Genomic DNA, 13,126 nt, shown 5'->3' on the forward strand with positions numbered 1-13,126 from the left:
TCACGCCCCCGCCTTGGCGGTGGCCAGGTCCGTGGGGGCCTGGTCAGTCGTCTCTTCGTCGTGGTACTCGAGCTGCGCGCGCTTGTTGGCGATGAGGCCTTCGGGGCGGAAGCGCATGAGGAGGATGAGGGCGATGCCGAAGGCGAGGAGCTGGTAGTCCTGGAGGAAGGCCAGCTTCGCCGGGATGAGGAAGAGGAGTGCGGCGCCGAGGATGGGGCCGCGGATGGTGCCCATGCCGCCGAGGATGACGGCGGCGAGGAGGAACGCGGAGTTCGGCGGGACGGGTCCGGCGAAGACGTAGTTCTCGGGGACGACGGTGCTGTTGACGTGTGCCTGGACGGTGCCGGCGAGGCCGGCGAGGGTGGCGCCGAGGGCGAAGGCGATGAGCTTGACCTTGAAGCCGTTGATGCCCATGGCTTCGGCGGCGGTTTCGTCTTCGCGGATGGCGACCCAGGCGCGGCCGATGCGGCTGTTGCCGGCGCGGGCGAAGACCAGGACGACGAGGGCCATGACGAGCAGCATCAGGAAGTAGTAGTTGGCGTAGGCGCCGAGGGTGATGCCGCCGATGTCGTGGGATTCCCCGAAGTTCCACCCGAGGATTTCGAGGTGGGGGATGTTGGGGATGCCGTTGGGGCCGTTGGTGATGTCGGGGCCGGAGTCGCCGTCGAGGTTGCCCATGGCGATGCGGAAGATTTCTCCGAAGCCGAGGGTGACGATGGCGAGGTAGTCGCCGCGCAGGCGCAGGGTGGGTGCGCCGATGACCACGCCGAAGATGAGTGAGGCGAGGGCGCCGACGATCATTGCCGCCCAGAAGGGGAGGCGGATGTCGAAGGCGGAGGCGGTGCTTCCGGAGACGAGGGCGGCGGTGTAGGCGCCGACGCCGAGGAAGGCGACGTAGCCGAGGTCGAGGAGGCCGGCGAGGCCGACGACGACGTTGAGGCCGAGGGCGACGGTCGCGAAGATCAGGATGTTGACCGCGATGAGGGTGTAGGTGTCGCCGCTCTGCTGGATGAAGGGGAAGGCGATCGCGGCGGCCGCGGTTCCGATGAGGGTGACCTGGCGGTTGTTCGCGGTGATGGTGCTGAAGCGGTCGAGGAGACCGGACTTGAGCAGGGCGAAGGCCGCGAAGCCGATGATGATCAGGTAGGTGACGAAGAGCTGCGGTTCTTTGTCATCGGTGTCGATGCCGAAGGTGATGACGTAGAGGCCGAGGGCGAAGACGCCGGTGATGAGGAGGATCTCGGCCCAGGAGGGCAGCTTCTTGGCGGGGGCGGCCTTGTGGCTGTCGTCGGGGAGCTTGTACGCGGCGAGGGCCGGGATGAGCGAGCCGACGAGGGCGACGTAGGCGCCGGGTTCGAGGTGGACGAAGCCGCCGAGGACCCAGGCGATGGCGATGACGGTGAACCAGGTGCCGGCGAGGGTGCCGAGCGCGAGGATCCAGACGGGCTTGCGGGCGCCGGTGGGGGTGAGCCAGCGCAGGCCCTTGATGCCGAGTGCGGAAAGCGCGAAGGCGGCGGTGAGGAGTCCGGCGACGAGGCTGAGGGTCTGGATGGGGGCCGGGCTGCCGTAGTAGGTCAGGTTGCCGGGGAAGTCCGGGGTCCAGGTCCAGGCGAGGAAGGCGGAGACGATGGTGATGATGCTGCCGCCGATGACCGCGTAGAGGAGCGCGGCGGGGGCGGGGCCCTGCTTCGCGGGGGCGGTCTGCGGGGTGGTGTTGGTGGTCATGGTTCTCACGCCCGATCCGCGACGCGCTCGCCGAGCAGGCCTTGTGGCCGCACGAGGAGGACGACGATGAGGAGTACGAACGCCCAGACGTTGGACCAGGCTCCACCGCCGAGCTGCTGCATGCCGGGGATCTCTTCGATGTAGGCGATCGAGAGGGCCTCGGCGAGGCCGAGGACGACGCCGCCGACCATGGCGCCGTAGATGTTGCCGATGCCGCCGAGGACGGCTGCGGTGAAGGCCTTGAGGCCGAGGATGAAGCCCATTTCGAAGTTGATCTGGCCCTTGTCGAGGCCGTAGGCGACGGCTGCGACGGCGGCGAACGCGGCACCGATGGCGAAGGCCATGACGATGATGCGGTCGGTGTTGATGCCCATGAGCTTGGCGGTGTCGGGGTCCTGGGCGGTGGCCTGCATGGCGCGGCCGCTGCGGCTCTTGGAGACGAAGACGCCGAGGGCGAGCATGCAGAGCGGGGCGAGGATGAGGACGAAGGCGTCCGCGCGCTGGATGGCGAGGCTGTCGGTGATCTTGAAGGCGGCTCCCTTGAATTCGGGGAAGCTGACTGCCTTCTTGGCGTCCGGGTAGAACTGCCAGACGAGCTGCTGGAGCGCGATCGAGAGGCCGATTGCGGTGATGAGCGGGGCGAGCCGCGGGGCGCTGCGCAGGGGGCGGTACGCGAAGCGTTCCGCTGCGGTGGCCACGGCGACGGAGGCGAGTGCGCCTCCGACGATCATGACGGGTATCGCGATCAGCAGGGAAGTGCCGGTCGGGAGGGCGGTGTAGGCGGTGAGCGCGCCGAAGCCGCCGATCATGAAGATCTCGCCGTGGGCGAAGTTGATGAGCTGGACGATGCCGTAGACCATGGTGTACCCGATGGCGATGAGGCCGTAAAGGGCACCGAGGGCAAGGCCGTTGGCCAGCTGTTGCGGCAGTTCGTGCACCGCAGGGCCTCCGATGAGCGTGTCGGATAAGACTCCGCGCGAGGGCGCGGTTTGCGCCCTCGCGCGGCTGGTTCTTTTGTTGCGGGTCAGGCCGTTGGTCGGGACGGTTCGGCCTGGTGGTTCGGTGTTACGGGATTACTGGTTGAACGTGTCGCTCTTGACGTCGACCCACTTGCCGCCTTCGACCTTGTAGACCGTGAGCTGCTTGTTGGTGGTGTCGCCGTACTGGTCGAAGGCGACCTTGCCGGTGACGCCTTCGAAGGAGACCTTGCCGAGGGCCTCGACGACCTTGGCGCGGGCGTCGGCGGGGAGCTTGCCGTTGTTGGCGGCGACGGCGGCCTTGACGGCCTGGATGACGGCCCAGCCGGCGTCGTAGGAGTAGCCACCGTAGGCGGCGTAGGGGTCCTTGTAGTTGGCGGCCTTGTAGTCCTCGATGAACTTCTTGGCGGTGTCCAGCTTCTCGACCGGGTAGCCGATGGAGGTGGAGAGGTCGCCTTCGTTGGCCTCGCCGGAGGCGCTGATGAAGGCCGGGTCCTGGATGCCGTCGCCGCCCATGAGCGGGATGTTGGCGCCGGTCTTCTTGATCTGGTCGGCGAGGAGGCCGCCCTCGGGGTACTGGCCGCCGAAGTAGACGGAGTCGGCGCCGGAGGACTTGACCTTGTCGGCGGTGGAGGAGAAGTCGGTCTCCTTCACGGTGACGTGGTCGGTGCCGACGACCTCGCCGCCGAGCTTCTTGAACTCGTCGGAGAAGATCGCGGCGAGGCCGGCGCCGTAGGTCTGCTTGTCGTCGACGACGAAGACCTTCTTCTTGCCGGCGTCCTTGAAGAGGTACTGGGCGGCGAACTTGCCCTGGACCACGTCGGTGGCGGCGGTGCGGAAGTAGGTGTCGAAGGGGCGCTTGTACTCGCCCTTGCCCCAGTTGTCGCCCTGGCTGAGCGAGGGGTTGGTGTTGGCGGGGGAGACCTGGGCCAGCTTGGCGGAGGCGAAGACGCCCTGCATCTGCTGGGCGACGCCGGAGTTCAGCGGGCCGACGACGCCGATGACGTCCTTGTTGCCGACGAGCTTGGTGGCGTTGGCCTGGCCGGAGGCGGGGACGGCCTGGTCGTCGAGGGCTTCGACCTTGAACTCGATGCCGGGGACTTCGTTGTTCTTGTTGGCCGTCTTGGCCGCGAGGTCCACGGAGTTCTTGATGCCCTGGCCGAGCGCGGAGAGCGAGCCGGTGAGGGGGGCGTCGACGCCGATGACGACGACGGTCTTCTTGCCGTCGCTGTTGTCCTTCGAGCCTCCGTCGCGCGATCCGCAAGCGGTGAGGGTCAGTGCTCCCGTGGTGATCACGGTGGTGAGGACGAGCAAAGAACGGTGTCGCACGATTCTTCCTTTCCCTGGCGCGGCGTCCTCTGTCGAGGTGCCGGTAGGTCGCCGGGCCGCACTGGGAGGTCCACGGCCGTGCTGAGTCGCGCCCATCGGCGCGGTGACTGGCCGTGACTCTAGGCCCGAGGTGGCGAGCGCGGGGAGCGGGGAAAGGATGATGTGACGCTCTTGTTATGCCAAGGGCAAGAATGTGTGGTGGGAGTGCGGACAGATCGGACTTTTGGTGACGGTGGGGAATGTCCGCATCCTGAGAAATAGCTGCTCCCCTAAGGGGCTTGAGGCCTTCATGCACCTGTCTTTGATCAAATTCAGCCGGATGTGGCAGTGCGTGGCCGAAACAATCCGTCGGGTGGCCATTCCCCAGGGAAAAAGGGGATTCGGTACGGCATATCCATTACGTAGAGTAACGAAAGAGGATGATCCACTTCGCCCGAATGGATCTTGCTCGCGCGGCCGAAGGGCCTGCGACCTGCGGTTCGACCGTACGGGGGGAGGTGCCCGGAAGCCGGACAGCGGGCCCGGGAATCCGGTGACCCGGGTCACTTCGGGGGCCGCCAGTTCTCGGAGCTCCACGTCGCCCCGTTCTGCTCGGCGCAACGCTGGGCCACGAGCCGGTCGATGAGCTCAAGTGCCTTGTCGCGCCCGGCAGTTCGCTCCTCGGCGCGGCCGGCGGCGACCGCCTCCTCGTGGATCGCGTACTGGTCGTTGGAGAGCCCCTTCTGCTCCCAGTCCAGACCGGACCATTTGGTGCCCATGAGGGTCTCCTTGGCCCAGTAGGACACCAGGGCCGTGCAGACCTGGGCGGGCGAGGAGGGGCTCGGGGCCGGGCTCTCGGAAGCGGCCCCGTGCGGTGGGGCGGAAGGTGAGCATCCGGTCAGGGTGAGCGCCGCGAGCAGGGTGGTGGCGGCGTACCGGACCGTGGAGCGTGGCGGGGTCCCCATGAAGGGAAGGTAGGCCGTCACCATCGGTGACACAACAGATGTGCGGGCACAGGGTGCGGACTGGCGGATTCCGGGCGGGTGGGACCCGGCACGCGCCCAGGCCCCGTGACGCACCCGGCCCCGCCCCGCGCGGGCGGGACGGGGCCGGGCGGGCCTTCGGCGGCGGGGTCAGGCGCCGGCCGCGGACGGGTCGGCGTCGCGCAGGAGGCAGGTCAGGCGGGCGGTGCACACGCGGCGCTCCTGCTCGTCGCTGATGACGACCTCGTAGGTGGCGGTGGAGCGGCCCCGGTGCACGGGGGTGGCGACGCCGGTGACCTGGCCGGAGCGCACGCCCCGGTGGTGGGTGCAGTTCAGGTCGACGCCGACGGCGACCTTGGTGATGCCGCCGTGCATCATCGCGCCGACCGAGCCGAGGGTCTCGGCCAGTACGGCGGAGGCCCCGCCGTGCAGCAGCCCGTAGGGCTGGGTGTTGCCCTCGACGGGCATCGTGGCCACGACCCGCTCGGCCGAGGCCTCCAGGATCCGTATGTCCATGCGCTGCCCCAGGGCGCCCGCCGAGAACAGGGCGGGCAGGTCGATGCCCAGGGCCGCGTACTCGTCGAGTACCTCCTGCGGGAACTTCACTGCGTGCTGCTCGCCCATGGGCCGGCTCCGTTCGTCAACGCTCGTTAACCATTGTGTCCTGGGCCGTTCTATCAGGCCGGTTCGAAGCGGATGACGACGGACTTGCTCGCGGGGGTGTTGCTGGTGTCCGCGGTGGAGTCGAGCGGGACCAGCACGTTGGTCTCGGGGTAGTAGGCGGCGGCGCAGCCGCGGGCGGTCGGGTAGTGCACGACGCGGAAGCCGGGCGCGCGCCGCTCGACGCCGTCCTTCCACTCGCTCACCAGGTCCGTGTAGGAGCCGTCGGCCAGCCCCAGCTCGGCGGCGTCCTCGGGGTTGACCATGACGACGCGGCGGCCGCCGGTGATCCCGCGGTAGCGGTCGTCGAGGCCGTAGATGGTGGTGTTGTACTGGTCGTGGCTGCGCAGGGTCTGCAGGAGCAGCCGCCCCGCCGGGACCTGCGGGTACTCGACGGGCGCGGCGGTGAAGTTCGCCTTGCCGGTCTTGGTGGGGAAGCGGCGCTCGTCGCGCGGGGCGTGCGGGAGCCGGAAGCCGCCGGGGTGGGCGACCTTGGTGTTGAAGTCCTCGAAGCCGGGGACGACGCGGGAGATGCGGTCGCGGATGGTGCCGTAGTCCCGCTCGAACTCCTCCCACGGGGTTCTCGAGGTGTCACCGAGGACCGCGCGCGCCATGCGGGCCACGATGGCGGGCTCGGAGAGCAGGTGGGGCGAGGCCGGGGCGAGGTTGCCGCGGGAGGCGTGGACCATGCCCATGGAGTCCTCGACGGTGACGAACTGCTTGCCGCCGGCCTGGACGTCCTTGTCGGTGCGGCCGAGGGTGGGCAGGATCAGGGCGCGCCGGCCGGTGACCGCGTGGGAGCGGTTGAGCTTGGTGGACACGTGCACGGTCAGGGAGGCGCGGCGGATCGCGGCTTCGGTGACCTCGGTGTCGGGGGTGGCGCCGACGAAGTTGCCGCCCATGGCGAAGAGGACCTTGGCCTTGCCGTCGCGCAGGGCCTGGATGGAGCGGACCACGTCGAAGCCGTGCTCGCGGGGCGAGGTGATGCCGAATTCCTTGTCGAGGGCGTCGAGGAAGGCCGGTGCCGGGCGTTCGAAGATCCCCATGGTGCGGTCGCCCTGGACGTTGGAGTGGCCGCGGACGGGGCAGACGCCCGCTCCGGGGCGGCCGATGTTGCCGCGCAGCAGGAGGAGGTTGACGACCTCGCGGATGGTGGCGACGGCGTGCTTGTGCTGGGTCAGGCCCATGGCCCAGCAGACGATGGTGCGCTCCGAGGCGAGGATCATGGCGAGGGCGCGCTCGATCTCGGGCCGGGTGAGCCCGGTGGCGGTGAGGGTCTCGGCCCAGTCCGTCTCCTTGGCGGCGGCGGCGAACTCCTCGTAGCCGTGGGTGTGTTCGCGGATGAAGGCCTCGTCGGTGGCGCCGCCCGCCTCGATGACCAGCTTGTTCAGGAGCCGGAAGAGGGCCTGGTCGCCGCCGATGCGGATCTGGAGGAAGAGGTCGTTGAGGGGGGTGCCCTTGAGCATGCCGAGCGGGGTCTGCGGGTTCTTGAACCGCTCCATGCCGGCCTCGGGCAGCGGATTCACCGAGATGATCTTCGCGCCTGCGGATTTGGCCTGCTCCAGGGCGGAGAGCATGCGCGGATGGTTCGTTCCGGGGTTCTGGCCGGCGACGATGATCAGGTCGGCCTGGTGGAGGTCTTCGAGGGAGACACTGCCCTTGCCGATGCCGATGGTCTCGTTCAGGGCGGAGCCCGAGGACTCGTGGCACATGTTGGAGCAGTCGGGCAGGTTGTTGGTGCCGAATTCGCGGGCGAAGAGCTGGAAGAGGAACGCGGCCTCGTTGCTGGTGCGGCCGGAGGTGTAGAAGAGGGCCTCGTCGGGGGAGGCGAGGGCGCGCAGTTCCTCCGCGATGATCGCGAAGGCCCGCTCCCAGGTGACGGCCTCGTACCGGTCGGAGCCCTCCGCCAGGTACATCGGCTCGGTGATCCGGCCCTGCTGCCCCAGCCAGTAGCCGGAGCGGGTGGCCAGGTCGGGCAGGGGGTGCGCGGCGAAGAACCCGGGGGTGACCCGGCGCAGGGTGGCCTCCTCCGCGACGGCCTTGGCGCCGTTCTCGCAGAATTCGGCGGTGTGCCGCTTGTCGCCCTCGGGCCAGGCGCAGCCGGGGCAGTCGAAGCCGTCCTTCTGGTTGACCTTGAGCAGGGTGCGGGCGGTGCGGGCCAGGCCCATCTGCTGCTGCGCGATCTTCAGGGTGTGGCCGATCGCGGGCAGTCCGGCGGCCGCGTGCTTGGGCGGCGCGACCTGCGGCGCGTCCTGTACCGGATCACCTACGGGCGGCTTGGCGGCCATGTCGCTCCCCTTTGAGCAGTCTTCGCGTACTCATCTCGTACACATCCGATCCTGTCACGCTCCGCCGACATCGCCGACGCCGGAATTGTCAGCGGGGGCGCCTAGGATCGGGGGCGTGGCAGATTCAGCATCGAAGAAGACCGACCAGACGACCGCAGCGGACCGCCCCCGCCTGATGCTCATGGACGGGCACTCCCTGGCGTACCGGGCGTTCTTCGCGCTGCCCGCGGAGAACTTCACGACCGCGACCGGCCAGCCGACCAACGCCATCTACGGCTTCGCGTCGATGCTGGCGAACACGCTGCGCGACGAGGCGCCCACGCACTTCGCGGTGGCGTTCGACGTGTCCCGCAAGACGTGGCGCTCGACGGAGTTCCCCGAGTACAAGGCGAACCGCTCCAAGACCCCCGACGAGTTCAAGGGGCAGGTCGAGCTGATCGGCGAGCTCCTCGACGCGATGCACGTGCCGCGTTTCGCGGTCGACGGCTTCGAGGCCGATGACGTGATCGCGACGCTCGCGACGCAGGCGGAGGCCCTGGGCTTCGAGGTGCTGATCGTCACCGGCGACCGCGACTCCTTCCAGCTCGTCTCGGAGCACACCACCGTGCTCTACCCGACCAAGGGCGTCTCGGAGCTGACGCGTTTCACGCCGGAGAAGGTCGAGGAGAAGTACGGGCTGACCCCCCAGCAGTACCCGGACTTCGCGGCGCTGCGCGGCGACCCGTCCGACAACCTCCCCGGCATCCCGGGCGTCGGCGAGAAGACCGCCGCGAAGTGGATCACCCAGTTCGGGTCGTTCGCGGAGCTCGTGGAGCGCGCCGAGGAGGTCAAGGGCAAGGCCGGGCAGAACTTCCGGGACCACCTGGAGGCCGTCAAGCTCAACCGCGTGCTGACCGAGATGGTCAAGGACGTGGAGCTGCCCAAGGCGCCGGCCGACCTGGCCCGCCTCCCGTACGACCGGTCCGCGGTGACCGGGGTGCTGGATGTGCTGGAGATCCGCAACGCCTCGCTGCGGGAGCGGCTGCTGGCCGTGGATCCGGGCGCGGCCGAGGTGGAGGCGCCGGCCCCCGTCGCGGCGGGCGTGGAGCTGGACGGCTCCGTGCTGGGCGCGGGCGAGCTCGCGCCGTGGCTGGAGGCGCACGCGGGAGCGCAGCTGGGCGTGGCGACCGTCGACAGCTGGGCGCTGGGCCAGGGCAACATCAGCGAGATCGCGCTGGCCTCGGCCGGCGGCGCGGCCGCCTGGTTCGAGCCCTCCGAGCTGGACGAGGCCGACGAGCGGGCCTTCGCGGCCTGGGCGGCGGATGCGGCGAAGCCGAAGGTCGTGCACAACGCCAAGGGCCTGATGCGGGTCTTCCCCGAGCACGGCTGGAGCCTCGCCGGCGTCACCATGGACACGGCGCTCGCCGCCTACCTGGTCAAGCCGGGCCGCCGGTCCTTCGCGCTGGACGTGCTGTCCAACGAGTACCTGCACCGGGAGCTCGCTCCCGCCGCCGCCGACGGCCAGCTGGCCTTCGGTGCCGACGACACGGCCGAGGCGGAGGCGCTGATGGCGCAGGCCCGCGCGGTCCTGGACCTCGGCGAGGCCTTCACCGGGAAGCTCGCCGAGGTGGGCGCCACCGAGCTGCTCCACGACATGGAGCTGCCGACCTCCGAGCTGCTCGCCCGGATGGAGCGGGCCGGCATCGGCGCCGACCGCGATCACCTGGAGGCCATGGAGCAGCAGTTCGCCGGGGCGGTCCAGCAGGCGGTGAAGGAGGCGCACGCGGCGGTCGGCCACGAGTTCAACCTCGGCTCGCCCAAGCAGCTCCAGGAGGTGTTCTTCGGCGAGCTGGACCTGCCGAAGACGAAGAAGACCAAGACCGGCTACACCACGGACGCCGACGCGCTGGCCTGGCTGGCCACGCAGACCGACCACGAACTGCCGGTGATCATGCTGCGTCACCGGGAGCAGGCCAAGCTGCGCGTCACCGTCGAGGGCCTGGTCAAGACCATCGCCGCCGACGGCCGGGTGCACACCAGCTTCAGCCAGACCGTCGCCGCGACCGGCCGCCTGTCCTCCACCGACCCCAACCTGCAGAACGTGCCGGTGCGCACCGACGAGGGCCGGGCGATCCGCCGCGGCTTCGTCGTCGGCGAGGGCTTCGAGTCCCTGATGACCGCCGACTACAGCCAGATCGAGCTGCGCGTCATGGCCCACCTCTCCGAGGACGAGGGCCTGATCGAGGCGTTCCTGTCCGGGGAGGACCTGCACACCACCGTCGCCTCGCAGGTGTTCGGGGTGGAGCGGTCCGCCGTGGATGCAGAGATGCGCCGCAAGATCAAGGCCATGTCCTACGGCCTCGCGTACGGGCTCTCCGCCTTCGGTCTCGCCCAGCAGCTGAGCATCGAGCCCGCCGAGGCGCGCGGCCTGATGGAGACCTACTTCGAGCGGTTCGGCGGAGTACGGGACTACCTGCGCCGCGTCGTCGACGAGGCCCGGGCCACCGGGTACACGGCCACGGTCTTCGGCCGCCGCCGCTACCTGCCGGACCTCAACAGCGACAACCGCCAGCGCCGTGAGGCCGCCGAGCGGATGGCGCTCAACGCCCCGATCCAGGGCACCGCCGCCGACATCGTCAAGGTCGCGATGCTGCGCGTGGACAAGGCGATCACGGAGGCCGGGCTGAAGTCGCGGATGCTGCTCCAGGTCCACGACGAAATCGTGCTGGAGATCGCCCCGGGCGAGCGGAAGAAGGTGGAGGAGCTGGTGCGCCGCGAGATGGGCGCCGCCGTCGAGCTCCGCGCCCCGCTGGACGTGTCCGTGGGCGTCGGCCCCGACTGGGAGTCCGCCGCGCACTGATCCCCGTACGACGGCCCGGTCGGCGCCCGTCCCCGCTAGGCGGTGGGGACGGGCGTTCGCGTGTCCTCGTCCGTACGGTCCCGGTCCCCGTGCCGGGTGCGGTCGCCGCGGTGCCGGAGCCGGAAGAGGACCCCGTACAGCAGCAGGCCGACGCACAGGCCGCCGCCCGCGCCGAAGCAGACCGTCGGGATGATGTCGAGCGGCGTACGGATCCGGTCGAAGAAGGTGAAGAAGCGGAGCACCCGCAGCGTGATCCCGACCGCCACGCACACCCCGATCAGGGCGAGCGCGCCCCAGACCTCCGCACGGCCGAGCGCCGGCACGGACGCGGGGGCCGGTGCGGCGGGCAGCCGGCGCAGGCCGGTCACCGTGAACCAGAGCAGGACGCAGGCGGCGAGCACCGAAGTGCCGTACTGCAGGTAAAGGTAGGGCGGCAGGCCGAAGGCGAGCGGCTCGCCGAGCTCCGGCCACGTGTGCGTCCCGAAGCGGTCGAGGTGCGTGAAGCTGTCCCACACCACGTGCGTGAGGGAGCCGGTGACCGCCGAGAGGCAGAACCAGAGGGCGAGGGCGGGCGGTTGCCGCCGACGCCAGTCCTCGCCCCGCACGAAGGCGTGGACCCGGCCCTGCCCGCGGCGCGGCAGGAGCGCGATCAGCGGCTCGCGCAGCAGCAGCCAGCACGCCACGAGGACCGCGGTCAGTGCGGCGTCCACGGTCAGCACCCCCGGCAGCGAGTGCGTGAAGGTGCCGTACCGCTTGACGCCCGGGACCACCGTGGCCGCGAAGTAGAAGGTGTCCGGCGCGAACGACCCCAGTACCAGCGCGGAGGCCACCAGCGGCCCCCGGGCGCGCCCGGTCCGGCCGATGGCCGGAAGCACGGCGGCCGCGTGGCTGAGAGTGAACGGCATCGTGCGTCTCCTCGATCCCAGTGGTCCCGCCAGTATGCGTGACCTGCGCAGGACGTGGGGATGTGGTGAATTCCCGAACGCGATGCGTGCCCTGTGAAGGGAGTTGACGTAGGGTCACGCGCACGTCGAGGGGGAGGGGCCCGGCTCATGTCGGCTCGAATATTCGGACGCAGGCTGCGCAGGGGCGGGGCGGCCGCCCTCGTCTCCGCTCTGGTGGTCGCCGCGGTGACCGCCTCCCAGGGCCCGGCCGCCGGCCGTGCGGACCGGGTCGCGGCGGCCGGGGAGGGTGCGCGGCCGCTTCCCGCGAACGCGAGCGGAGGGGACTCCTCCTACTTCACCGAACTGCCGCCCCTGGTCAGCCCCGCACCGCCGGCCGTGCCGGTCACGCCCGAGGACGGGGCCGCCGCGCCGAACGCGCCCGCCGGGCAGGCGGCGGCCGTGACCGGGGAAGGCGCCTCCACGGGGACGGCGGCGCAGGGGATCCCGGCGAGCGTGCTCGCGGCGTACCTGCGCGCGGAGAAGACGGTGGGGGAGGGCGATCCCGGATGCGGGCTGCGCTGGCAACTCCTCGCCGCGATCGGCAAGGTGGAGTCCGGGCAGGCGCGAGGCGGCAGCGTGGACACGGCCGGAACGACGCTGCGGCCCATCCTGGGGCCCGTGCTCGACGGCAACGGCTTCGCGAACATCCCCGACACGGACGGCGGGGCGTACGACGGCGACGCCAGGTACGACCGGGCGGTGGGGCCGATGCAGTTCATCCCCTCCACGTGGGCCGCATGGGGCCAGGACGCGGACGGCGACGGGCGGCGCAACCCGAACAACGTGTACGACGCGGCCCTCGCGGCCGGGCGCTACCTGTGCGCGGGGACCCGGAACCTCCGGGTGGACGCGGACCTGGACCGGGCCGTGCTCTCCTACAACCAGTCCGCGGAGTACCTGCGGACGGTGCGGTCCTGGTTCACGTACTACCTCCAGGGGGCGCACGGGGTCCCGGACACGGGCGGCACAGGCGCGGTCACACCGGCACCGACCCGCCCGACCCCGGCACCGACCCGCCCGACCCCGACCCCGACGCCGTCGCCCACGCCCACCCCGACGCCGAGCCCGACTCCGGCGCCGACGCCGTCGCCCACGCCCACCCCGACGCCGACCCCCACGCCCACCCCGACGCCGAGCCCCACGCCGACGCCGAGCCCCACGCCGACGCCGTCGCCCACCCCCACACCGAAGCCGAGCCCCACGCCCACCCCGACGCCGAGTCCGACCCCGACCCCGACGCCGAGTCCCAAGCCCACGGCCGCGCCCGGCCCCCGCCCCACTCCGACGGCGGCGCCGAAGCCCAGGCCGTCCGCATCGCCCGCCCCCGCGCCGGAGGCGACCACCGCGGGGGAAACCCCGTAGTCAAACGGTTCTCATCTCGCGTCCGCATTGCTACGGTGCC

9 protein-coding genes are annotated in these 13,126 nt (G+C 70.6%); 2 read left to right on the plus strand and 7 right to left on the minus strand.

The annotated features are described in order from the left end of the window. The 6 genes from ACFTXQ_RS18780 to ACFTXQ_RS18805 all read right to left on the minus strand — a co-directional run bounded on the left by ACFTXQ_RS18780 (position 1) and on the right by ACFTXQ_RS18805 (position 7,941). A complete protein-coding gene (locus tag ACFTXQ_RS18780; protein ID WP_382642093.1) occupies positions 1-1,725 on the minus strand; it encodes a branched-chain amino acid ABC transporter permease in 1,725 nt (574 codons plus the stop codon). A 5-nt stretch (positions 1,726-1,730) separates the two neighbouring features. Beyond that, a complete protein-coding gene (locus tag ACFTXQ_RS18785; RefSeq protein WP_382642095.1) occupies positions 1,731-2,663 on the minus strand; it encodes a branched-chain amino acid ABC transporter permease in 933 nt (310 codons plus the stop codon). Between the two features lie 135 nt (positions 2,664-2,798). Continuing rightward, positions 2,799-4,031, minus strand: a complete 1,233-nt coding sequence (locus tag ACFTXQ_RS18790; protein ID WP_382642097.1) for a branched-chain amino acid ABC transporter substrate-binding protein — start codon at positions 4,029-4,031, stop codon at positions 2,799-2,801. A 542-nt stretch (positions 4,032-4,573) separates the two neighbouring features. Then, on the minus strand, positions 4,574-4,975 hold the full coding sequence (locus tag ACFTXQ_RS18795) for a hypothetical protein (protein ID WP_382642099.1): 402 nt from the start codon (positions 4,973-4,975) through the stop codon (positions 4,574-4,576). Positions 4,976-5,143: 168 nt separating this feature from the next. Next, complete coding sequence (locus tag ACFTXQ_RS18800; RefSeq protein ID WP_382642101.1) at positions 5,144-5,617, minus strand: PaaI family thioesterase; 474 nt, start codon at positions 5,615-5,617, stop codon at positions 5,144-5,146. Between the two features lie 53 nt (positions 5,618-5,670). Continuing rightward, the gene (locus ACFTXQ_RS18805) at positions 5,671-7,941 is read right to left on the minus strand and encodes an FdhF/YdeP family oxidoreductase (protein ID WP_382642103.1); all 2,271 of its coding nucleotides are present in this window, start codon (positions 7,939-7,941) and stop codon (positions 5,671-5,673) included. Between the two features lie 115 nt (positions 7,942-8,056). Here ACFTXQ_RS18805 and polA point away from each other — a divergent pair, with 115 nt between their 5' ends. Continuing rightward, complete coding sequence (polA, locus tag ACFTXQ_RS18810) at positions 8,057-10,780, plus strand: DNA polymerase I (protein WP_382642105.1); 2,724 nt, start codon at positions 8,057-8,059, stop codon at positions 10,778-10,780. Between the two features lie 35 nt (positions 10,781-10,815). On the opposite strand, the gene ACFTXQ_RS18815 is transcribed toward polA, so the two are convergent. Further along, complete coding sequence (locus ACFTXQ_RS18815; RefSeq protein ID WP_382642107.1) at positions 10,816-11,685, minus strand: DUF4184 family protein; 870 nt, start codon at positions 11,683-11,685, stop codon at positions 10,816-10,818. A 147-nt stretch (positions 11,686-11,832) separates the two neighbouring features. Between ACFTXQ_RS18815 and ACFTXQ_RS18820 the strand changes: the two genes are divergently transcribed. Further along, positions 11,833-13,086 (plus strand): lytic murein transglycosylase, encoded by a 1,254-nt coding sequence (locus tag ACFTXQ_RS18820; protein ID WP_382642108.1) that lies wholly within the window; start codon positions 11,833-11,835, stop codon positions 13,084-13,086. The last annotated feature ends 40 nt before the right edge of the window (positions 13,087-13,126 follow it).

Source organism: Streptomyces sp. NPDC057010 (assembly GCF_042673805.1).
Lineage (GTDB): Bacteria > Actinomycetota > Actinomycetes > Streptomycetales > Streptomycetaceae > Streptomyces.